Origin of the sequence: Paenibacillus riograndensis SBR5 (genome assembly GCF_000981585.1) — a bacterium.
Lineage (GTDB): Bacteria > Bacillota > Bacilli > Paenibacillales > Paenibacillaceae > Paenibacillus_AQ > Paenibacillus_AQ riograndensis.
The window spans coordinates 5,064,817-5,087,827 of the sequence record NZ_LN831776.1 but is presented as its reverse complement, the minus strand read 5'-3'; the positions used below and the strand labels follow the sequence as shown (position 1 = coordinate 5,087,827).

Genomic DNA, 23,011 nt, shown 5'->3' with positions numbered 1-23,011 from the left:
GGGGAAGATGCCGTTTTGACAGTTAACAGCAGGTTGGCCGGGCTGCGCGAGCCGCAGGTGCAGAGGCAAAAGTCCTCATTGTTCAGACAGTCTTTGAAAAGGCTGATGAAGAACAGGCTCGCTGTAGCCGGTTTTGGAGTGGTTGTGTTTATGTTTGCTTTATGTTTTATCGGCCCGTTCTTTTCGCCTTATGCGGACAACAAAATCAATATGGCGATGATGAACAAGGCGCCAAGCTTGCAGCATTTGCTGGGGACCGATGCCTTGGGCCGGGACATCCTGACCCGGGTGATGCAGGCCGGACGGATATCACTGACTGTAGGTCTGGCATCCATGGTGCTGTCCGTGTTCATTGGCGCACTGCTGGGGGCGGTTGCCGGTTATTACCGCGGCATAGCGGATCAGATCATTATGCGGATCGCCGATCTGCTGATGACGATACCCGGCCTGCCGCTGCTTTTTATCTTCGGGGCGCTGCTCTCGGAATGGAAGGTTCCGACAGACTACCGGATGTATATCGTCATGCTGATGCTCAGCATTGTGAATTGGCCGGGGCTTGCCCGGATGGTGCGGGGACAGATGCTCAGCCTGCGGGAGCGGGAATTTATGCAGGCTGCTGTTGTGCTGGGCCTGCGCGACAGCCGGAAGCTGTTCCATCATCTGCTCCCGAATGTGGTCCCGCTGCTGATTGTCATGGCTACACTGAACATCGGCGGAGCGATTCTCAGCGAATCGGTGCTCAGCTTTTTCGGGCTGGGCGTCATGCCGCCTACGCCGACCTGGGGCAACATGATTGACGCGGCGAACAATATGATTGATTTTCAGGATCATCCATGGCTGTGGATTCCTCCGGGCTTGTCCATTTTTGCCACAGTGATTGCCATTAATATATTCGGTGACGGCCTCAGAGACGTGCTTGATCCCAAACAGAAGAGGTAGGTGGCCAGCAGCTGATGAAGCATTTAATGAAAATTGAAGGACTAAGCACCGTTTTTCATACAGAAGAAGGAAAAGTGACCGCAGTGGATAAAGTAAGCTTCCAGGTCCGCGAAGGAGAGACGGTCTGCATTGTCGGTGAATCCGGCTGCGGAAAAAGTGTAACTGCCATGTCCATTATGGGGCTGGTGGAAGCGCCAGGCGGACAGGTGAACGGAGGGCGGATTGATTTTGCGGGGGAAGATTTGCTGCGGCTTGACAAGAATACCCTGCGGGCTATCCGCGGCAATGAAATCGCCATGATTTTTCAGGAGCCGATGTCATCGCTCAATCCGGTAATGAAGATCGGGGAGCAGATCATGGAGCCGCTGATGGTGCATTTGAAGCTGAGCAAAAAACAGGCGCGTATCCGGGCCGTCGAGCTGATCACGCAGGTGGGCATTGCGCGCCCTGAACAGATTTTTGGCAGCTATCCTCATGAATTAAGCGGCGGGATGCTTCAGCGGATCATGATTGCCATTGCCGTTTCCTGCAACCCGAAGCTGCTGATTGCCGACGAGCCGACCACTGCGCTCGATGTGACCATCCAGGCGCAGATTCTCGATATGCTGCGGGAATTCAAAGAAAACAGCGGGATGTCCATTCTGCTGATTACCCATGATCTGGGCGTTGTCGCAGAAATGGCCGATTACGTGATTGTGATGTATTCAGGCCAAATTGTTGAAGAGGGCGGAGTCGTGGAGCTGTTCAATCACCCCAAGCATCCGTATACCAGGGGGCTGCTGAAATCCAAGCCGGTGGTGGGCCAGCGTCTGGAGGAGCTGTATTCCATTCCGGGTCAGGTGCCGAATCCGCTGATGCTTGAGCAATCCTGTTATTTCCATGACCGCTGCGAGCATTGTATGCCGGTCTGCCGCAGCCGCCAGCCCCGCCTGAAGGAGCTGGACGGCGGACAAAAGACAGCCTGCTGGCTGTACGAGGAGGCGGAAGTCCATGTCTGAAGCACTGCTTGAGGTTAGCCATCTGAAGAAGTATTTTCCGGTCACCGAGGGGCTGCTGAACCGGACCGTTGGACATGTGAAGGCCGTCGATGACATCAGCCTCACCCTTCAGCCGGGCGAAACCTTCGGGCTGGTCGGAGAATCCGGCAGCGGCAAAAGCACGGTAGGCCGGACGATTCTGCGCCTGACCGAGAAAACGGCCGGCGAGGTAAAGTTCAAAGGAGTAGATATTCACAGCCTCTCTCCTGCAGAGCTTCGGCTGCTGCGGCCGCGGATGCAGCTGATCTTTCAGGACCCGTACAGCGCACTCAATCCGCGTGTGCGGGTGGGCGATGCGATCGGCGAAGCCCTGCTGGACCATGGTTTATGCACCAAGGATGAGGTGCGGGAGCTGGTTCTGGAATCGCTCGCAGCCTGCGGGTTATCCTACTACCACATCGACCGCTTCCCGCATGAATTCTCCGGCGGACAGCGCCAGCGGATCGGAATCGCCCGGGCGCTGATCCTGAACCCGGATCTCATTATTGCCGATGAGCCGGTATCGGCGCTGGATGTGTCGATTCAGGCCCAGATTATCAATCTGTTCAGCAAGCTGCAGCAAAGCAAGGGCCTCGCCTATTTATTCATCTCCCATGATCTAAGTGTGGTGGAGCATTTATGCTCGCGGATCGGGGTGATGTATCTTGGTTCCATGGTCGAGACGGCTGCCCGGGACGAGCTGTTCCACAACCCCCTGCATCCCTATACCAAGGCTCTGCTCTCTGCGGTGCCCGTGCCGGTTCCCAGGCTGAAAAGGGAACGGATCGTCCTGAAAGGCGATATCCCCAGCCCGGCGAATCCGCCCTCCGGCTGCAAATTTCATACCCGCTGCCCGTTTGCTGTAGAGGTGTGCAAAGCAGAGAACCCCGTTTTCCGTGATGCCGGAGGCGGACATTTTGTCGCTTGTCATTTGGTTTGATTCATATAGAGTGAACTTAAGATATTTACATTAGGGACTTCGTCGGGACTACGGAGAATGTTTGGACTTCCGGCCGCTGTTGTCTGCAGATTTCTTGATTTGTACCGCTGTTCGCGGTGGAAATCCGCAGACAAAGGCGGACGCATTCGCTCCTCCAGTTCCAAACTTCCCCTCCATCCCCTTTCCCTTTTGTTAGTTTTTCAAGTTCGCTCTATACAGATAAATCTGGCCCGAAATTGAAAATTCCCTTTTTTTGACTTGCCATATCCGCAGTGCTATACTGATTCCAATGTAGGTAAATACGTTTAATAAGAGACTAATTAGACCTGCAGCTCTAATTGGTCTTGTTTTTTTGTTTTGCGCAATGAACTATTCAATGCAGCTGAGCTGACAAAACTTAAGCGTATGCTTCCGAAGCCAGTTTTGTACGAAGAACTATTCAATGCAGCTAAGCTGACAAAACTTTTAGGAGGAAATATCATGAATACCACAGTACGTTTGACTGAAAGATCCGGATCGACCTCTTCACAGCGGAGCAAAGGCTTTGTACCGGTTGTCGTCTACGGTGCAGGTTCAGATAGCCAGTCCTTTACAGCGGATGCGAAGACATTGAACGAGATTCTGGGCAAAAACCCGCGCGCCATCCTCAAGGTGGAACTGCCCGGCTCCGGCTCCAAAAACGTAGTGATTCAGGAAGTGCAGCGCCAGCCGTTGTCCCGGAAGCTGCTGCATGTGGACCTTCACCAGATTGACATGAAGGCCGAACTGGATACCAAGGTTGCATTCCATTTCACCGGAGATCCTGTCGGCGTGAAGAGCGGCGGCATTCAGCAGGTTGAGCTGTATGAGCTGGATATCCGCACCCTGCCGGACAAGCTGACCGCCACCTTTGAAGTGGATATCAGCGGACTCGACGTTGGCGACCAGCTGCTGGTTTCGGATCTGCCGAAGCATGAAGGCTGGGAAGTGCTGACCCCGGAAGATACGCTGATTGTGCGGATTGCACCGCCTGTTGCACTGGAAGAGCCGGCGGGTGCTGAAGCGGACGAGCCTGCTGCTGCCGAGGCTGCCGAAGAACAGAAGACTGAAGAATAAATCGGATCGAGAGATAAATAGGCGTACTAAATATACGCAGCTAACAGGAGCAGACGCATCCTTGCCGGGGAGCTGTCTGCTCCTTTTGCTGCACAGGAACGGAATATGGGTCATCACTTTTATCTAAGGAGCAAAAGGAGAACTGCATATGGACGGGACAATCATTAATCTGGTCAGCGGCTCAAATGCCAAACTGGATGAGGTTTCAATGAATGCGAGAGTAAAAATATCCTGCAGCAGCTCCCCGGCGGAGCTGGATCTCAGCTGCTTTATGGTGGGGGCGGACGGAAGGGTGCCTGCGGACGATTATTTTATTTTCTATAACCAGCCCGCAGATCCGCAGCGGGCTGTGCGGTTTGAGCCGATTGATAAATACAGCGGCGAATTTGTAATCGATCTGCGTGCCCTGCAGAGCTCCGGTGTTGAAAAATGCGTGTTCGCCGCAACGCTGGACGGGCCGGGAACCTTTGCCGAGGTCAGAGGCTGCAAAATCAGTGCGGCGGCAGGGAATACGGAGCTAGTATTCGCCATTACCGAAGGCAAGGCCGAAACCTCGCTGGTCCTCGCCGAGCTCTACCGCCACGGGCAGGGCTTCAAGCTGCGGGCTGTTGGCCGCGGTTTTCACGGCGGGCTGAAGCCGTTGGCGGAAGCCCATGGTGTGGAGGTGGAGGATGAGCCGGCAGCGGAAGCTGCCAGTCCAGGCGAACCGGGTCATACGGCTGCGGCTGCTGCTGAGCTGTCAGCGTCCATCGCCGAAGCGGCAGCAGCCACGGCGGCAACGCCGCCAGCACAGCCAGATCCCCCGCTGAAGCTCAATCTGACCAAGATTGACCTGCACAAGCAGCAGGTTGCCCTCTCCCTGCGCAAAAAGAATATTGAGCAGGAAAAAGCACGCGTCGCCGTAGTATTTGACGCGTCCGGTTCGATGTCAGCGCTTTATCAGAAGGGTGTGGTCCAGCGGGCCTTTGAACGGGTACTCGCTGTTGCTGCCAGCATGGACGATGACGGAATGCTGGATGTCTGGTTTTTTGCAACTAAAAGCAAGCGGATGCCCAGTGTGCGCGAAACCGGATATGAGGACTATGTGAAACGCACCTATCCGGGGCCGCGTATGTTCGGGGGCCTTGGCATCGGTAATAATGAGCCTGTCGTCATGGCAGATATCCTCAAGAAATATACCAAGGAAGATCCGGGCATCCTGCCGGTGTACGTCGTATTCTTCAGTGATGGCGGGATTTACGAAACGCGCAAAATCTCCAAGCTGCTGATTGACAGCTCCAAGCATAATATTTTCTGGCAATTTGTCGGTCTGGGCCAGGCGGATTACGGTGTGCTGCGGGAGCTGGATGATCTGCAGGGACGTTATGTGGATAATGCGGATTTTTTTGCGCTGGATGACCTGGACGAGGTCAGCGACGAAGAGCTGTACGACCGCTTGTTCAATGAGTTTCCCAAGTGGCTGCGTGAAGCCAGGGAGAAAGGCGTGATCAGAAGCTGATTCATGCTTATGCCCGTTAACTGTTATTCGATTTTGGGGTGCAAAACGTTGTATACTGCTGATATATCCGGCACGCACCATGTGCTGCGAATGAATGCAATGTGATATGAGTGTAAGGAGAGAGGAATGGAGCATGGGCGATATTCGTTTTGTCTCGCGCGAAGAATTGAAGCAGGCGGCAGAGCTGTCGGATCTGGTCTTCCGGGATGAGGAACAGACCTCAATGGCAGTCAAATTTCCGGGGATTTTCTCCGGCAGCTACTTGAGTTCACCCGGTGTATTTGAGGACGGGCAGCTTGTGGCTTTTGCCGGACTTGTTCCGGGTTTTATACAGATGGGCACCGTGTCTGTGCCGGTATTCTCCCTTGGTTCAGTATGCACGCACCCTGAATACCGGGGAAAAGGGTATGCCAATGCCTTACTGCAGCGCGTATTTGACCATATCGACAGGGCAGGCGCTTCGCTGCTGCTTGTGTCGGGTACACGGGATCTCTACATCCGGCAAGGCTGCCATACCTTCCGGTCGGTGCGCAGCTACTTGCTGTCTCCAGAGAATGAGGTTGTCAGGAGGGCAGCAGCAGGCCCGGCCATCGTCCGCGAGGCAGAGGAACGTGACTGGTTCGGGCTGCAAAGACTGGCAGAGAACCGTGAAGTGCGGTATGACCGCAGTCTATATGAGCTGGCCACGCTTGTAAGGGCGGAAGCCATTGCAGACATTTATAAGCTGAAGCAAAAGATCTATGTTGCGGAATCCGATGGCCGCTTGCTGGCTTATGCGGTTATCGCCGTAAGAAACAAGCTGAAGACAGAGGCCGTGCCGCTTGTTATCGAATGGGGCGGAGCGCCGGAGGCCGCCCTTCAAGCGGTCTCTCAGGTGATTGCGGCGAAGGGGATTTCTGAGCTTCAGTTCCAGGTTCCATGGCATGAGACGGGGATGATACGCGCCTTGGGAAGCAGCACTTATCTGGAAGAGCCAAATCCTGGAACGGTGAAAATTGTCAACCCCGTCCGGCTATGGCAGCAAATTCATCCATATCTGCAGCAAAAGTCTCCCGAAGCCCTCAGCGGCGTGGAGCTTCACAGCGCTGCTCCAGGGGGAGAGACTGTGCTGACCGTAAATGGAACGGCAGTTCATCTGAGTGACATGGAGCTGATTTCGCTGTTTTTTGACACCCAGCCGCAGCTTGAACTGCCGGTTGCCATCCGGGAACAGCTGAAGGAGCTGTTTCCCGTTCCTCTTCCCTATGCGTCAGGGCTGAATTTTGTATAATTCAATAGAATAGGCTTGAAGAATGAGCGGAAATCCTCCTCAGGGCGGAGGTCCGCTTTTTTGACATGGAATACAATCGGAAGTGCGGCAAGGCAAGTTAAAGGGTGTACGGAAAATAGATTGATGCAGATGTTCTATTGTTTACAACGTAACAGTGTTATGTTACGATGATTGCGGGAGGTGATCATCATGGAAGAAGATTTGATCTCCAAGAAGGAGCTGCTGGACTTGACGGGAATTTCTTACGGTCAGCTGTACCGCTGGAAACGTAAGCAGCTGATCCCGGAGAGCTGGTTCATCCGCAAGTCCACGTATACCGGACAGGAAACCTTTTTTCCGAAGGAAAGAATGCTGGGGCGCATCCAGCATATTCTGAGCAAGAAAGATGACCTTTCTTTGGATGAGCTGGCAGGCAAGCTGTCGGATATGTCCTCTGTACATAAGCAATGGCTGACTATCGAAGAGGTTAGGGAACGTAACATTGTTTCGTCTATAACTCTGGAGCGGTATGGGCAGTGTGACAGGGACGAACATAAATATTCATTCGAGCAGCTGATTCATCTGGTTGCTGTTGACCTCCTGCTGGGCAAGGGGGAATTGAGTCTGGAGGAGGCAGATCTGCTCCACCGGACGCTGAGTATGAACCGGACGCAGTTTGGGGGCAAACGCTGGGAGTTGTTTTTTGCACGTAAAATGGGTGTCAGCTTTTTCCTCCAGGCTCAGGCACCATCAGAGCTTGTCTTTGACGAGGGAGTACGGCTAATCAGCAGGATTACGCTCGAGGATCTGACAGAGCAGCTGCAGGGCAAGCTGGGCTGAAGGACTGGAAGCAGGCCGCAGCCAGATAGTGAGTGAGTCAACCGTTCGCGGTGAGTTGGCATAATTGGGGAGGTTAGATGATGGATAAAGGTGCAGCGGCAGATTTATTGATTGCAGGAATAGGAGGGGCAGCAGGCGGGACCTATAATCATGTCAGTCTGGAGGGGTTAAGCCGGATCAACGGCCCCGTAACAGCCATGACATTTACCGGAAACGGCCGGATGAAGGTAGGCGGAAGTCTCACGGTAGAGCAGATGGAAACGAACGGGGATCTCAAAATAGGCGGCGGCCTGCGGATCGGCACGATGAAGCATGACGGGCTGCTGAAGATTGACGGCGGACTGCTCGGAGAAAGCTTCACGCTGAACGGGGTGGCTGACATTAAAGGCGATTGTGAGCTGGAGAAGTTTACCGCTGAAGGCGTTGTTACGATCGGCGGCTTCCTCAGCGCCGGATGTGTCGAGTTGGTTTTGCAGGGTCAGGCGAAGGTGAAAGAGCTGGGTGTGGAGAGTCTGGTCATCCGCAAAGGCGGATCGGGAGTCTGGAACAAGCTGGCTGGCGGCATTATTCCGAAATTGCGGCCAGAATTGCAGGCAAAGGTTATTGAGGGTGATTTTCTTGATCTGGAATATACGACAGCAGAGGTTGTGAGGGGTGCTGTGATTATCATTGGAGAGGGCTGCAGCATTGGCCGGGTGGAATACCGTGACAGGCTGACAGTGCATCCCGGAGCCAGTGTGGGAATGGAGGAGAAGACCGGTGAATGAGACAGCAAACCGGACAAATCTGAAAATACTCGGGAATTCAACCTCGGCGGGCGGACGTTTCCTTGATGTTAAGGTGACCGGGGAATGCACATTCCATGGAGATGTGGATTGCCGGAAATTGACACTGATGGGTGAAACCAAGGTCAGTGGCAGCCTGGTCATGGAAAGTATGAAGCTTACAGGAGAATGCTCCGTGAAGGGCGGCATTGAGGGGGAGTCTCTGCGCGGACAAGGGGAGATCAGGGCGGAGTGCGTACATGTAGAAGGTATCAAATTCACCGGGAACCTGAGCGTATCCGGCAATTGTGATGCTGAAGACATGCAGATTAGCGGTGCGGTCCAGATAGACGGGCTGCTCAGTGCGGAGACGCTGGAATTATCGCTGTTTGGTCCAAGCCGTGCAGCTGAGGTCGGAGGCGGAAGCATCAAGATCAAACGCAGCCTTGGCGGGGCGCTGATCAGACCCGGACATCCCGGACAACTGCGTTTTGCTGCGGGCCTGATTGAAGGGGATCACGTGGATCTGCAGAATACGGCAGCCGATACGGTGAGGGGCGGTAGAGTAGTCATAGGCTCCGGCTGCGAAATTGGCACGGTGGAGTACCGTGATTTTCTGGATATCCATCCGAATGCGGTTGTTAGGAATCAGGTGAAAGTGTAGTTTCAAGCTAATTCCTCCTTTACAGCAGATTTCAACCGGAATTAGGGTGTTTTTTTCACCTGAGATGCCCCTGGAGCTGAAAGAATGGGATGAATATTAAAAAATGAGGAGTGGTCCTATGAGCTCAGCTCAAAAATCGCCGAAACTCGGCATTGTGATTGCAGGTCTGCTGCTGGGCATCCTGATGGCCTCCATGGACAGTACAATTGTGGCCACAGCAATGGGCAACATCGTTGGAGAACTGGGCGGAATGGACAAATTCGTCTGGGTTACTTCGGCATATCTGGTTGCCGAGATGACGGGGATGCCGATCTTCGGCAAGCTGTCGGATATGTACGGCCGCAAAAAATTCTTCATTTTCGGGATCATTGTATTTATGGCCGGCTCAGCCCTGTGCGGAACGGCAGATACCATTACCCAGCTGGCCGCTTACCGGGCCCTTCAGGGAATCGGGGGCGGGGCGCTTGTGCCGATTGCCTTTGCCATCATGTTCGACGCGGTTCCGCTGGAGACACGCGGTAAGCTGGGCGGCGCTTTTGGCGCGGTGTTCGGGCTGTCCAGCATTTTCGGGCCTCTGCTCGGAGCCTACATTACGGATCATATCGCCTGGCAGTGGGTTTTCTATATCAACCTTCCGCTGGGAGTGATCGCGCTGGTTATGGTGGTGAGCTTCTACCGGGAATCGGTGGAGCATTCCAAGCATCCCATTGACTGGCTGGGTGCGGGAACATTGCTGGGCGCTGTAATCAGCTTAATGTTCGCGCTCGAACTGGGCGGCAAAGAGTATGCTTGGGACTCCGGGCTGATTCTGGGCTTGTTCGCAGCGTTTGCCGTGCTGGCGGTGCTGTTCATGTTCGCAGAGACGAAGGCAAAGGAGCCGATAATCTCCTTTGCTTTGTTCAGACAGAGACTTTATGCCTCCAGCATTTTATGTGCCTTGTTTAGCGGTGCGGCATTTATCGCCGCCTCGGTGTATATTCCGATTTTTATCCAGGGCGTGCTGGGCGGCTCGGCGACGAATTCCGGGCTGGTGCTGCTGCCGATGATGGTCGCCTCGGTCGTTACCGCCTCCACCGGGGGCTTCCTGATGGTTAAGACCAGCTACCGCAGCCTGATGGTGCCCACGCTGATCCTGCTTGTACTGGGTACGGGTCTTGTAGCGACGCTGGAACCGGATGCCTCGCGCCTTCTCGTTACGTTCTATATGATTCTCATCGGACTCGGAGTGGGAGCCTCCTTCTCGGTGCTCAGTACGGCTGCAATCCATGGCCTGACACCCCAGCAGCGCGGCTCGGCCAGCGCAACGCTGAACTTCATCCGCTCGCTCGGGATGACCATCGGAATCACGGCTTTCGGGATCATTCAGAGCCATTATTTCAGCTCGAAGCTGACGCAAGTATTCCCGGGGACTGCCGGAGCCGCACCTGGCGGCGCCATGAATTTCAAGGACCCGCATGCGCTGCTCTCCCCGGAGACGCGGGCACAGATTCCGCCGGGAATTCTGAGCAAAATTACCGATGGCCTGTCCTTCTCCATTACCAGCACCTTCGCCTGGGCTGCTGTACCTGCGCTTCTGGCGCTTCTGGCCGCCTGCTTCATGGGCCGCCAGAAGATGGATGCTTCGGCTGAAGGGCAGATGCCTTCCGGACACTGATGCCGCCTGCGGAGCAGAGCGGTCCGGCTGGTACACCGGCGGCGGACTATGTCTCTTCTGCGACCAGGAAACGCAGCACGGTTTTTTGCTTCTCCGGCTGCGTCCGGCGCGCATCCGTGAGGTAAATTTCCCGGTGGGTCTTGGAGAGCCGCCGCAGTCCATGCTCCGCGCAATATTGTTCCATCTTCCTGAAGCTTGCGGGTTCCTCATCATAGGGACCAGTATGCAGCATTTGGACAGACGGGCCGTCTTCGGAACTGCCGAAGACGGCTTTTTGCAGCAGTGGATGCGGCTTCGTGCGCTGCACCTTCTCCATAATACTGCCGGCAAGGTCCGGGGTAACGAACTCCGGCTGCCGGATCATTATGGTGTATACCAGCTCGTTTTTGTCGAGGGCGGCCTGGCTGCGGCCTTTTTCGCTGAGATCCCATACCCCCTCCAGCGGGAAAATGCTGTATTCATGGTAGCCTTCCGGTGCCGGGCCTTTTTTGGGCAGCATTTTGATGGCATAAGTGAGGGAGTAGAGCACACCCACCGCCTGCGCAAATTCTTCACTGTTCGGGTTGCCTGTACCCTGCAGCATGAAGTAGTTGTAAGCGGGAACTGTAATCAGCACTGGTTCAGCTGGCGGGAAATAGATTGCTTTGTCCTGTTTTTTCCATTCGTATTTCATTAATATTCCTCCGCATTTCATAGTGGCTATCCTTTGGATTCATGCTTGCTTTCAGATTATCATGTGAAACTGGACAGGTGTCTGTCATGTTAGCGGATAGTGGATAATTATACTCTGCGAAGGTAAAATGAAGAGAATGGTGTCATATTTTGGAGTGGAGTCAGGGGGGTATCATTGATTATACAGGCTGAAATGCTATTGGATGCACAGGCGGAGCTTGGCGAGGGTGCGCATTGGGACTCAGAGGCCGGCCGGCTGTATTGGGTGAATATTGAAGGCAGGCAGCTGCGGATTGTCGATCCCGTGACACTCAGCGAGCAGACTCATATCTTTGGACAAATGATCAGTGCGGCTGTACCTGCAGTTAGCGGCGGCTGGGTAGTGGCTTTGCAGGATGGGATTTACAAATTTCAGGAAGATCAGTCTTTGGAATTGTTGGCTCATGTAGAGAAAGATCTTCCCGGCAACCGGCTGAACGATGCGAAATGCGACAGCAAGGGGAGATTATGGTTCGGCACCATGAGCATGGAGGACAAGCGGGATGCGGGAAGCTTATATGTGATGGAGCCGGGAGGCGAAGTGCGGAAGGTGCTGTCCGGCATCGGCATCTCTAACGGCCTGGCGTGGGATGACAGCTGCGGACTGATGTATTACATTGATACATTGACCCGCGGCGTGGACGTAATGGATTATGATCTGCAGAACGGCACGGTCAGCGGACGAAGAACAGTGGTGCGGTTCCCGGAAGGGGCGGGCAGCCCGGATGGAATGACCATCGACAGCGAGGGAATGATCTGGGTGGCCCATTGGAACGGCGGCTGTGTCTCGCGCTGGAACCCGCACACCGGCGAACAGATTGGGAAAATAGAAGTACCTGCACCGTTTGTAACTTCATGCGCTTTTGGAGGCGGGCACCTGAATGAGCTGTATATTACTTCTGCACGCGGCAGTATGAGTCCTGAGGAATTGCAGCGGTGGCCGCTTGCAGGCGGGCTGTTCAAGGCAAATACGGGCATCAGGGGAGTGCCGGCGAATTGTTTTGCAGGATAAAAGACACAGCCAGCAGTGATTCACACGGCACCTTCTGGTGAAGTTCGAAAGCAAGTTCTGTTGCAGTTAGGAGGGGGACACATATGAAGCTAATGAATTTTTGGGAATCAGGGAACCTGCGGCTGGGTGTGAAAAAAGAAGAGGGCATTCTGGATGTGGCGGCAGCGCTGAATGCGCTCCCTCAGCGGGCGGCGGGAGCTGTTCCGGCAACGCTGAGAGAAGTGCTCGATGGAGGGGAAGCGGCGCTCGACAGCCTGCGTAAATTTGCCGATAGCCTGCCTTATCATGATGAAGGGGCAAAGGCTTTTTACAGAGATGAAACCTTGCTTGAATTCGCGCCGTGTACAGCCGATCCCGGCAAAATCATCTGCATCGGGCTGAACTACCGCAGACATGCTGAAGAAACCGGAATGCCGCTCCCCGAATACCCGATTCTGTTCAGCAAATTTTCGAACAGCCTGTCCGGCCACGGAATGGAAGTGCCGCTTCCATACTCGACACAGAAGGTCGATTACGAAGCGGAACTGGGCATTATGATCGGCCGGACGGCCAAAAACGTTAGCGAGGAAGAGGCGCTGGATGCGGTGTTCGGTTATTTTGCCGCCAATGATTTGTCCGCCCGTGATCTGCAGACGCGCACCAGCCAGTGGCTGGCGGGCAAATCCTGCGACCGGTTTGCGCCGGTCGGGCCCTATGTGGTAACGGAAGATGAGGTTGGCGATCCCGGATTGCTGCGCATCAGCTGCTCGGTGAACGGAGAAGTTCGGCAGGACTCCAACACCTCGGACATGATTTTCGACTGCAGGCAGATCATCAGCTACATCTCCAGCTGCATGACGCTCTCGCCGGGTGACATCATCCTTACCGGCACTCCAGAGGGTGTCATGATGGGGTATCCGCCGGAGAAGCAGGTCTATCTGCAGCCGGGTGACGAGGTTACTGTGGAGATTGAAAAGCTAGGAAGGCTGACGAACCGGATGGTTGCGGAAAAGGCTTGAGCCGGGCAGTATGCCATTGCCTGGACCGGCCGCTGTAATTAGTAAGATGGATATAAAAGAGCTGTTCATTTGCGGAGCTTGCAGATGAGCGGCTCTTTTTTTAAAAGTAGATATCGGGGGCACCGCAAGGTACCGGAATCAGCTTCCGAACAAAGGCTCCACTTTGTGAGATTAATTTAGTTACTTAGGGGAATGATACTGATCTTTTGCGGGGGGAGAAATAGCGGTGGAAATGCCGTTGTTTGGTGCTGTGGTGGCAGGTTAAGTGGAAAAAGGGAACTTAAATTCCTCAGAAATCAAGAATCGCGAGGTTTAAGTGGAAAAAGGTAACTTAATTTAGCGATATTCCCTTGTTTGGAACAAAACGGGTTGTATTAATGTACCTTTTTCCACTTAGTCTGCCGGGTTGCTCGATTCTCAGGCAAATTAGTGATACTTTTTCCACTTAAGCAGCAAACGAAACGCCATGAGGATACGTGCTCTCTTTCGCAAACTTTTTGATTGGGAGCGCCGCAGCGGGGATGTGCAAAAACAACGGCAAAACTGCCGCTGTTGGAGCACCGCAGGCGGGAATGTGCAGAAACAACGGCAGAACTGCCGTTGTTGGAGCACCGCAGGCGGGGGGCCCTCGCTGGAAGGAACAGAAACCCAGCGGCGGGAAATTCGTCCGCTGGCCTGTGAAAATCGTCCGAAACTGTCTTACCGCTCTCCCAGAAGGCCATTCCGGCCTCTCTACCGGGAGAAAGGTTTTTTATCCTAAAATGAAAGCGCAAACAAAAATCTGGATAGAGGAGATTCAATATGGGGGTACCTTCAGGCGAGCTGCTCCGCGGTGTGGAACCGGTCCGTCCATCCCGCAGGAAGCTGCAGAACAAATACAAGCTGTTTCTTCTGGCGCTTCCTTTTCTTGCCGTGACTTTTGTGTTCTATTATTTGCCGGTCAGCGGGTGGATCTACGCCTTCTATGACTTCATCCCCGGCATTCCGCTGTCGGAAACACCGTATGTCGGGCTGAAGTGGTTCCGCACTCTCGTAGCCAATCCCACGCAGACCGGAGAGGTGCTGCGCGTGCTGAAGAACACGGTGGCGATGAGTTCACTGGGGCTGGCCACTTCGGTTTTTCCGGTCATTTTTGCCATTCTGCTGACGGAGATAAGGGCGGGCTGGTACCGGAAATTTGTGCAGACCCTGACGACGATTCCGAATTTTATCAGCTGGATTCTCGTCTACGCGCTGGCCTTTTCGCTGTTCTCCGTGGATAACGGGGTCGTGAACCACATTTTGGTGCAGCTCGGGGTCGTGAGTGAGGAATTCAATTTTCTGGCTTCCAGTTCGCATGTCTGGTTGACCATGATTGCCTGGTACTGGTGGAAATCCCTTGGCTGGGGCGCGATCCTGTACCTGGCGGCGATTGCCGGCATAGACCAGGAGCTGTATGAAGCGGCGGAAGTGGATGGGGCCAGCCGGTTCCGTAAAATCTGGCATATCACTGTTCCCGGCATCATCCCGACCTTCTTCGTGCTGCTGCTGCTCTCCATCGGCAACTTTGTCAACAACGGCATGGAGCAGTATTTTGCCTTCCAGAATGCGATGAACAAGGATGCGATAGAAGTGCTGGACCTGTATGTGTACAACATCGCTTTTGCCAACAATTTTCCGTTCGCCACGGCGGTTAGTATGTTGAAGTCGGTCGTCAGCGTCATTCTGCTGTTTGCGGCCAACACGCTGTCCAAGGTGGTGCGCGATGAGTCGATCATTTAAGGAAGGTGATCCATTTGCGTAAAAAGCTGAAGCCCGGCGATGCCCTGTTCCAGGGAATCATCTATGTGCTCTTCGGTCTGTTCACCCTGAGCTGCATCTATCCGTTCTATTACCTGTTCATCAATACCATCAGCTCGAATGATCTCAGTGCAGCAGGGGATATCAATTTTTACCCGCAGCAGATCCATTTTGACAACTACTCAAAGGTGCTGCGGATCAGCGGGCTCAGCCATGCGGCGCTGGTGTCTGTATACCGGACCGTAGCGGGTACCTTTCTTACCGTGGGCGCTTCGGCCTTTCTCGGCTATCTGTTCACGAAGAAGGAGATGTGGGGGCGGCAGATCTGGTACCGCAGCGTCGTCGTCACCATGTATTTCAGCGCAGGGCTGATTCCCTGGTATATCACCATGCACAATCTGCATCTGACCAACAATTATCTGGCCTATATTTTGCCGACGATTATTACCCCGTTCAACATCATCTTGGTCAAAACCTTCGTGGAGGCTATTCCGCCTTCACTGGAGGAGTCCGCAGCCATGGACGGCGCGGGTGTTCTGCGGTCCTTCTGGAGCATTGTCGTCCCGCTGACGACACCGATTCTGGCGACGATTACGATTTTTTCGGCAGTCAACCAGTGGAATTCCTTCATCGACACGGCCTTCCTGATGACAGATACCAAATACTACACACTGCAGTTCCTGCTCTGGCGGTATTTGAATGAGTCCAGCTCGCTGGCTGCGCTCATCCGCAGCTCCCCGGATATGGCGGCCAGTGTGCAGAATATGCAGACACCGACCTCTGTGCGGATGACCGTAACGATGATCGTCGTGCTGCCGATTCTGATCGTGTATCCGTTTTTCCAGCGTTTTTTTGTCAAGGGCATTATGATCGGTGCCGTCAAAGGGTGACCGGTGTGTCCACCAGCCTTAAGTCAATGCTTTCGAAGCGGGTTTTGTACGAAGGATTTCAAGCAAGCAACGCCCACATAACTTTCAGGAGGTATAAAGCCATGAAATTTAAAAAGCTGCCGCTTATTCTGCTGGGCATGGTGCTGATGCTGGTGCTGGCATCCTGCGGCGGAGGTAACGGAAACTCAGGTAACTCAGTCAACTCCGGCAAAACCAACACGGCGGAAAGCACCGGCAAGCCGGCGGCTGAAGCGACGGATGCTGCGGCTGAATCTGCGGCGCCAAGTGACGGGACGCTCGACCATTCCAAGCCGCTGAAGCTGACAGTATTCTCTACCACAGCCAACTATGCAGGACCGCAGACCGGCTGGTTCGCCAAAATCATCAAAGACAAGTTCAACATCGAGCTGGACATTGTCGCTTCCAATTTAACCGGCGGGGACACCAAAATCTCCGCCATGATGGCCTCCGGCAATCTCGGCGACATTATCGTCTTCGGGGACGATAAGAATCACTATCCGAATGCGATCAAAGGCAAGCTGCTGCTGGACTGGACCCAGGACGGGCTGCTGGATAAATACGGTGCGGATCTGACGAAGCAGTTCCCGAAGGCCGTGGAGAAGGCAAAGGTTGCTTTTGGCGGCGGCAGCGCGGTATACGGCATCGGGAACGGTGTGGCCACGAATCCCTCCGGACCTTCCGAAGGGAAGGATATGACTTGGGGACCGGATCTGCGCTGGGATCTGTACCAGCAAATCGGGGCTCCGGAAATCAGCACCATTGAGGATTATCTGCCTGTGCTGAAGAAGATGCAGGAGCTTGAGCCCAAGAATGAGCAAGGCAAAAAAACCTATGCCTTCTCGCTCTGGTCCGACTGGGACGGCAACTACAAAATGACGCTGGCAAAGCAGTTCGCCAATATGATGGGCTATGACGAAATCCCCGACACTGCGCTTTATGTCAAAGCAGATGAAGAGAAATATTATGATTTCATCTCCGAGGACAGCTGGTACATGAAATCGCTCAAGCTGTATTACGAGGCGAACCAGTTGGGGCTGCTGGACCCCGATTCGCTGACGCAGAAATTTGATGATGTGGTGGCGAAGTATAAGGATGGACGTCTGCTTTTCTCCTGGTTCCCGTGGCTGGGGGCGGCCAACTACAATACGCCGGAAAGAACAGCAGAAGGCAAGGGCTTCGCACTTGTACCGTTCAAGAATGAGCTGATGTATTCCACAGGCTTCAACGTATACGGCGGCAATGGCATCATCGCGATCGGCGCGAAAGCCAAGGAGCCTGCGCGTATTATGGAGTTCCTTAACTGGATGTATACGCCTGAAGGCGCGATGATCTCTGCGGGCAGCGGAACGGCAGTGCCGAACGGACCGCAGGGACTGACCTGGGATATTGACAGCAGCGGCAAGCCGGTGGTTACCGATTTTGGCTGGAAGGCGTACGCGGATCAGCAGAACACGAAGGTTCCAGACGAATACGGGGGCGGCGACTATTACTATGGCTCGAATCAGATGAACTTTTCTTTTGTCGTGCCCGCAATGGTGAATCCGCAGACCAGCGAGCCCTATGACCACAACTTGTGGACAACATCACTGGAGCGCAACCCTACGAAGCTCGATAGCGACTGGAGAGCGAAGATGGGCGTGCTGACGGCGAAGGAGTATTTTGAGAAAAATAATCTGCTTGCCGTTGCGCCTCAGGGCTTCACCGGTAAAGAACCGCTGACGATGGACAAAACGCTGGAGCAGAAAAATAAGCAGATCGGAACCGTGATTCAGCAGATTTCGTGGAAGATGGTTTTTGCCAAAAATCAGGTGGAATACGACAAGCTCAACAAAGAAATGCATGACAAAGTGAATGGACTCGGCTATGCCGATGTGATGGACTTCTCGGTCAAAAAAGCAGCAGAGCTGTTCGAAGCCCGCAAAAGTGTGAAGTAAGCCACTCCGGCAAATAGAAGCAAGGCAGGGCGGTGAGGAAGCTGCTCTGCCTTATTCTGTTCGAAATAAGATAAATCTGGTATTCTTGGAGTACTTGATAAAACGCTTCCATTGGGGGTAGAAGAAACAAGTGCGGATACTCAAAAGGAAAGCGCGCCGGCAGGCGCCGGCAGGCCAGTCGCTGCGGACGACCCTGGTGATGTATCTGCTCGTCGGGACGCTGCTGCCGCTGCTTATAGTCGGAATAGTATCCTATACTTCGATTTATTCCATTCTTTCCGGCAAAATCGGCAGCGGCATCAGTGCAGGCCTGCAGCAGGAGGCGCTGGTCCTGGAGAACGCCATCGATAATCTGGATTTTGCCTCCAAGCAGTTTGCGCTGGATGGTCAGATCGTGGAAGAGATGTCTTCTTTTCTGGAGGAGAAACAGATTTACCGCAAATCCCAGATCATGAATTCCATCAACCAGAAGATCAATCTTGTCAACTTCACCAATCCTTACATCGGCTTAACAGCTTATATTATGCCAGGCAGCGATGACCCTGTTCTGTTCACCAATATGAGTACCCGGCGGGATTTCGATCCCGGCAGACTCCCGGCCTTTATGCGCTACAACGGGGCTGATTATTACGGGCCGCACGGGACGATGTACGCGGTTGGCGACAATGTTGTTTTTTCGGAGCGGCGGATCGTGCGTGTGAACGGACAGCATGAGCTGTACATCTATCTGGAGACGAATTACAGCCTGCTGCGCAAAATCTTCAATCCGCAGGCTTACGGGATGCAGGTGAATCATCTGCTGGTCAACCAGAATAACACAGATATTCATGTGATTGACGGCGAATTGCCTGCATCTGTTGTCGAAGCAGCCCGGGCAAGCACGGGCCCTGCCCATGAGGTGCTGGATGGCTATCATCTGTTCCGCTACGAGAGCCTGCAGGGCTGGAAGCTTGTGGCCGCAGTGAAGAAATCGGTATTCAATAGTGAAATCTCTTCCTGGTTCTACAAAATGATTTTGCTCGCCCTCTCGACCCTGCTGTTTGCCGGATTGCTGGCCTGGCTGATCTGGAAAAGGATCTACGGCCCCTTGCGCAAGGTGAACCTCGAAATTATCCGGATGGCGGAGAATGTAACGGCTCCGGTAGCTTTTACGAACGTTGCAGAGTTCGATTTCGTGCTGATGAACTTTCAGCAGATGAAGGATCAGGTCAATGAGCTGATTCTGGCTGTAGCCCGCAATGAGAAGCAGAAAAGCCAGTTCGAAATCGAGAAGCTGCTCAGTCAGATCAACCCCCATTTTCTGCATAACACACTGAATACCGTACAATGGCTGGCCCGGCTGAACGGCCAGAAGGAGATCGACAAGCTGGTCACGCTGCTGGTGAAGGTGCTCCATTATAACCTCGGCAAGCAGAGCATTATTGTTACGATCGGCGAGGAAATTGAAGCGATACGCAATTATATGGAGCTGCAGCGCATCCGCTATGACTATGAATTTGAGTTCAACGTGCAGGCGGATGAGACGGTGCTGGACGCAGCTGTCCCCCGGTTCCTGCTGCAGCCGCTGGTGGAAAACTCGATTTATCATGGTCTTAGCGACAACGGCAGGGTGGATGTGATTATTACGGCCCATGGCCCCGGGGAAGTGCAGCTATGTGTGAGGGATAGCGGAACCGGCATGGATGAGGCCCAAATCGCAGAGCTGCTCGCGGATGACGGGGTAGCGGGGCGCGGGCTTGGGATCGGATTCTCGTACGTCATGCGTATGCTGAGGACGTATTACGGAGAGCAGATGACGCTGCAAATCCATAGCGCTGCCAATGAAGGAACTACCGTATCCATTATCATTCCTATAAAGGGCAAGGAGGACTTCGATGATTAAAGCTGTTGTAGTCGATGACGAGCGTCTGGTGCGCAAAGGCTTCATCTCGCTGATTGACTGGTCGTCCTTCGGAGTGGTCATCGTCGGCGAGGCGGGTGACGGCAACGCGGCGCTTACGCTCCTCCGGGAGCAGGAAGCAGACCTGCTGTTTGTGGATCTGACGATGCCCGGTATGTCCGGTTTCGAGCTGATCCGGCAGGTCCGCCAGCGATATCCGGCCATCCGCTGCGTCGTGCTGACCTGCCATCATGAGTTTGATTATGTGCAGGAGGCGCTGCGTCTGGGAGCGGTTGATTATATTGTCAAAACACTGCTGGAGGTGGAGAACGCCGATGAGACCATCCGACGCCTGGTCGAGCGGGTGAAATGGGAAGACAGCACCCGGGAATTGCTGGCGCGGGGAGAAGGCAGGGTGATGGCTGCTGATGTGGCGCTGCTCTATCTTCCGCAGCTGCCGGACAGCCATGAAGAAGAGTTGTTCCGGCTATCGGTAACGAAAAATAATCCGCTGCTCGCGTTTCAGAACATGTGGATGTCTCCGCTGCTCAGCCGGATTCCGGACAAAGAAACCTGCCGGGAACTCCAAACGGTGCTGGGCGCAGGCTGGCAGGCGGCGCTGGTAAGCGGACTGAAAAATCAGCTGCTTCAGGAGGTAGAGGAGGTGCTGGGCAAGGCTGTCCGGCATGCGCTGTTTTATTACTGCGGGGCGGAGGACCCGGCCAGGCTGGAGTTTGGCGAGCTGAGGCGAATAGCCGGGGAGCGGTTTTCCGCAGGAGAAGATACGCTGTCAGAGGCGCAGAATCTGCGATGGGCACTGGACCGGGAGACTTGGGAGGGTTTTACCTCCGGGGTGCAGCAGCGGCAGCCTGCCCAGGAACAGATTTCGGCCTTCAGCCATTTGCTGCTCCATGACTGGAGCGGGCTTCTCTTGAAGGCTGAAGAAGCGGCACAGCTGGAAGCATCCGCTGCCGGGAACCTGAACTGGTGCCATTGGAAAAGCTGGCTGCGGCAGTTCTCCGGCTGTGTCCAGCAGCGGATGCTTGAGCTGGGGCTGAGCAAGGAGGTGGTATTCTGCCTGATCCGTGCGGTCCGCTTCATGAAGGCCCATGCCGGAGACAAGATCAACCAGGGCGATGTCGCCACCGAGATCAACATGAGCCGCGGCTACTTCAGCCAGTGCTTCGCCCGTTTTGCCGGTGAAACCTTCGGCGAGTGCCTGAGGGGGATGCGGCTGGAGCTGGCCAAGACACTGCTGCTGGAAACTTATTATCCGATAGGCGAAATCGCCGGCAGATCAGGCTTTGAGGATGACCGCTATTTCAGCAGGCTGTTCCGCGAGCATGTCGGCAAGCTGCCAAGCGAATACCGTGCGGAGGGGATGAAGCGGTGAACAGAGCCGTCAGACATGTTCTTCCTGCTGTGGCGCTGCTCTGCCTTGCAGCCTGCCGGGAGGGCAATGCCCCGGCAGCAGGCTCAGGGAGTGCAGACATCCGGGCAATTAAGGCGGAATCTGCTGCTTACGGGAGATATGAAGAGCCGGTAGTGATGCGGATCGGCTTCAAAGTGCCCGATTCCCGGCTCAATACGGGGGACAGCAATGACAATAATCCCATTTCCCGCTATTTGGAGAGTCTGACGAATATCAAGGTCATTCATTCCTGGGAAGCGAAAGGGGAAGAACCGTTTACGCAAAAAGTGCAGCTGGCGATTGACAGCAACGATCTCCCGGATGCGATGGTTGTGGACAGGGACCAGTTGGAGAAGCTGATCGACAGCGATATGATTGCCGATCTCACCCAAACCTACAAGGAGTTCGGGTCTGAGCTAATCAAAGATATGTACGATTCGACCCAAGGCGAAGCGCTGGGGGATGCGACCCGAAACGGCAGGCTCTACGGCCTGCCCAACGTGGCGATTCATGCGGATTCGCCGTCCCTGTTGTGGGTCCGCCAGGATTGGCTGGATCGGGTGGAGCTGCCGGCTCCGCGCAGCTTCGAGGATATTGAAGCCATCGCCAAGGCGTTTATCGAGCAAGACCCGGATGGCAACGGGAAGCGGGATACCGTTGGCCTTAGCGCATACAACAATATCGTGTACGGCACAAAACCCCATGTCAACGGCTTGGACACCCTGTTCAGCGCATTACATGCGTTCCCTACCAATTGGATCAGGGACAGCCGGGGCAATGTTGTCTATGGCTCGATCACCCCGGAGACCAAGGAGGCGCTGGGCAAGCTGGCCGGCTGGTATAAGCGGGGGTTGATTGACCCGGACTTTGCCCTGTATAAGGAAACGCAGGAGCCGATTATTTCCGGCAAAGCGGGGATGTTCTTCGGCCCGTGGTGGATGCCCTATTATCCACTGTCGGAGGCGGTTGCTCTGGATACCAGGGCGGAATGGAGAGCCTATGCCGCCCCGCTTGATGCTTCAGGCAAATTCGTAACTCATATGGCTCCGGTCACCGACCGCTATCTTGTCGTCCGCAAAGGCTATGAGCATCCCGAAGCTGTGGTGAAGCTGCTGAATGTGTTCACCCGGCTGGAACGGCGAAGAGATCCGAATCTGGAGGCGGTCCGAAGCCTGGATGATTTCTCGGCGCAGACCGGCATCCAGCCGAGGGCGTATTATCCCTTTGATCTGCTGATTGATTATGCAGATGCCATTGAGAAGCATTATGCGGATATGCAGCAGGCGCTCCACGGCAAGATCGATCCCGATTCACTGGACCCGGACACTCATTTGCTGTATGATCTCTGGCTTGCCGATGAGGAGCAGCCCAAAAAGAATCTGGAGGGCTGGAAAGCGGCAAACGCCTACAAATACGGGGTTTCCGTGTTATCCACAACAGCTATAGATAGAGTGCGCAGTGTCTTTTACGGAAGCACGCTGCATATGCGGAGCAATTGGCCCGAGCTGCAGAAGCTGGAGAGCGAGACCTTCCTGAACATTATTGTCGGAGATTCACCGCTCAGCGATTTTGATCTCTTTGCAGCCAAGTGGAGGAGCCTGGGCGGAGATGCCATTACCCAAGAGGTAGCGAAGGCTGTGAACATCAGGGACGAGGATAAGCAGGGAGGTGAATAAGCGGGAACTTGAAGATGCAGGGGCGTTGCGCAGCCGCACTT

The 23,011-nt window shown here is 54.4% G+C and carries 19 protein-coding genes; 18 read left to right on the top strand and 1 reads right to left on the bottom strand.

All coding sequences use genetic code 11. The features are described 5' to 3' along the window. The first annotated feature begins 15 nt into the window (after positions 1-15). The 10 genes from opp4C to PRIO_RS21500 all read left to right on the top strand — a co-directional run bounded on the left by opp4C (position 16) and on the right by PRIO_RS21500 (position 10,659). Complete coding sequence (opp4C, locus tag PRIO_RS21545; RefSeq protein WP_020427736.1) at positions 16-939, top strand: oligopeptide ABC transporter permease; 924 nt, start codon at positions 16-18, stop codon at positions 937-939. 14 nt (positions 940-953) lie between these two features. After that, positions 954-1,937, top strand: a complete 984-nt coding sequence (locus PRIO_RS21540) for an ABC transporter ATP-binding protein (RefSeq protein ID WP_020427737.1) — start codon at positions 954-956, stop codon at positions 1,935-1,937. Then, on the top strand, positions 1,930-2,895 hold the full coding sequence (locus PRIO_RS21535) for an ABC transporter ATP-binding protein (RefSeq protein WP_020427738.1): 966 nt from the start codon (positions 1,930-1,932) through the stop codon (positions 2,893-2,895). The genes PRIO_RS21540 and PRIO_RS21535 overlap by 8 nt, the downstream gene beginning before the upstream one ends. Positions 2,896-3,375: 480 nt before the next feature. Continuing rightward, positions 3,376-3,990, top strand: a complete 615-nt coding sequence (locus tag PRIO_RS21530) for a 50S ribosomal protein L25 (RefSeq protein ID WP_020427739.1) — start codon at positions 3,376-3,378, stop codon at positions 3,988-3,990. A 148-nt stretch (positions 3,991-4,138) separates the two neighbouring features. Continuing rightward, complete coding sequence (locus tag PRIO_RS21525; RefSeq protein ID WP_046504627.1) at positions 4,139-5,488, top strand: vWA domain-containing protein; 1,350 nt, start codon at positions 4,139-4,141, stop codon at positions 5,486-5,488. Positions 5,489-5,621: 133 nt separating this feature from the next. Continuing rightward, positions 5,622-6,758, top strand: a complete 1,137-nt coding sequence (locus tag PRIO_RS21520; protein WP_046504625.1) for a GNAT family N-acetyltransferase — start codon at positions 5,622-5,624, stop codon at positions 6,756-6,758. 189 nt (positions 6,759-6,947) lie between these two features. After that, entirely contained in the window at positions 6,948-7,577 is a 630-nt protein-coding gene (locus tag PRIO_RS21515) for a YhbD family protein (RefSeq protein WP_020427743.1), read from the top strand. A gap of 77 nt (positions 7,578-7,654) precedes the next feature. Beyond that, complete coding sequence (locus PRIO_RS21510) at positions 7,655-8,344, top strand: hypothetical protein (RefSeq protein WP_141639074.1); 690 nt, start codon at positions 7,655-7,657, stop codon at positions 8,342-8,344. Continuing rightward, entirely contained in the window at positions 8,337-9,005 is a 669-nt protein-coding gene (locus tag PRIO_RS34020; protein WP_052741505.1) for a polymer-forming cytoskeletal protein, read from the top strand. Before PRIO_RS21510 ends, PRIO_RS34020 begins: the two co-directional genes overlap by 8 nt. A 118-nt stretch (positions 9,006-9,123) precedes the next feature. Beyond that, positions 9,124-10,659: an MDR family MFS transporter gene (locus PRIO_RS21500; RefSeq protein WP_020427747.1), complete on the top strand. Its 1,536-nt coding sequence runs from the start codon at positions 9,124-9,126 to the stop codon at positions 10,657-10,659. A gap of 46 nt (positions 10,660-10,705) precedes the next feature. On the opposite strand, the gene PRIO_RS21495 is transcribed toward PRIO_RS21500, so the two are convergent. Further along, positions 10,706-11,332 (bottom strand): GyrI-like domain-containing protein, encoded by a 627-nt coding sequence (locus PRIO_RS21495; protein WP_020427748.1) that lies wholly within the window; start codon positions 11,330-11,332, stop codon positions 10,706-10,708. 174 nt (positions 11,333-11,506) lie between these two features. Between PRIO_RS21495 and PRIO_RS21490 the strand changes: the two genes are divergently transcribed. From PRIO_RS21490 to PRIO_RS21455, 8 genes are all read left to right on the top strand, one after another. Continuing rightward, entirely contained in the window at positions 11,507-12,382 is an 876-nt protein-coding gene (locus tag PRIO_RS21490) for an SMP-30/gluconolactonase/LRE family protein (protein WP_231869731.1), read from the top strand. 83 nt (positions 12,383-12,465) lie between these two features. After that, positions 12,466-13,380: a fumarylacetoacetate hydrolase family protein gene (locus tag PRIO_RS21485; RefSeq protein ID WP_046504623.1), complete on the top strand. Its 915-nt coding sequence runs from the start codon at positions 12,466-12,468 to the stop codon at positions 13,378-13,380. Positions 13,381-14,181: 801 nt separating this feature from the next. Next, positions 14,182-15,141 (top strand): ABC transporter permease, encoded by a 960-nt coding sequence (locus PRIO_RS21480; protein ID WP_020427752.1) that lies wholly within the window; start codon positions 14,182-14,184, stop codon positions 15,139-15,141. Between the two features lie 5 nt (positions 15,142-15,146). Continuing rightward, positions 15,147-16,049 carry a carbohydrate ABC transporter permease gene (locus PRIO_RS21475; RefSeq protein WP_248630937.1) on the top strand — a complete coding sequence of 301 codons (903 nt, stop codon included), beginning with the start codon at positions 15,147-15,149 and terminating at the stop codon, positions 16,047-16,049. 101 nt (positions 16,050-16,150) lie between these two features. Continuing rightward, positions 16,151-18,004, top strand: coding sequence for a type 2 periplasmic-binding domain-containing protein (locus PRIO_RS21470; RefSeq protein ID WP_020427754.1), 1,854 nt, complete (start codon positions 16,151-16,153; stop codon positions 18,002-18,004). Positions 18,005-18,134: 130 nt separating this feature from the next. Beyond that, the gene (locus PRIO_RS21465) at positions 18,135-19,886 is read left to right on the top strand and encodes a sensor histidine kinase (RefSeq protein WP_020427755.1); all 1,752 of its coding nucleotides are present in this window, start codon (positions 18,135-18,137) and stop codon (positions 19,884-19,886) included. Further along, complete coding sequence (locus tag PRIO_RS21460) at positions 19,879-21,276, top strand: response regulator transcription factor (protein WP_020427756.1); 1,398 nt, start codon at positions 19,879-19,881, stop codon at positions 21,274-21,276. The genes PRIO_RS21465 and PRIO_RS21460 overlap by 8 nt, the downstream gene beginning before the upstream one ends. Beyond that, positions 21,273-22,970 carry an extracellular solute-binding protein gene (locus tag PRIO_RS21455; RefSeq protein ID WP_052741504.1) on the top strand — a complete coding sequence of 566 codons (1,698 nt, stop codon included), beginning with the start codon at positions 21,273-21,275 and terminating at the stop codon, positions 22,968-22,970. Before PRIO_RS21460 ends, PRIO_RS21455 begins: the two co-directional genes overlap by 4 nt. Positions 22,971-23,011: the final 41 nt, after the last annotated feature.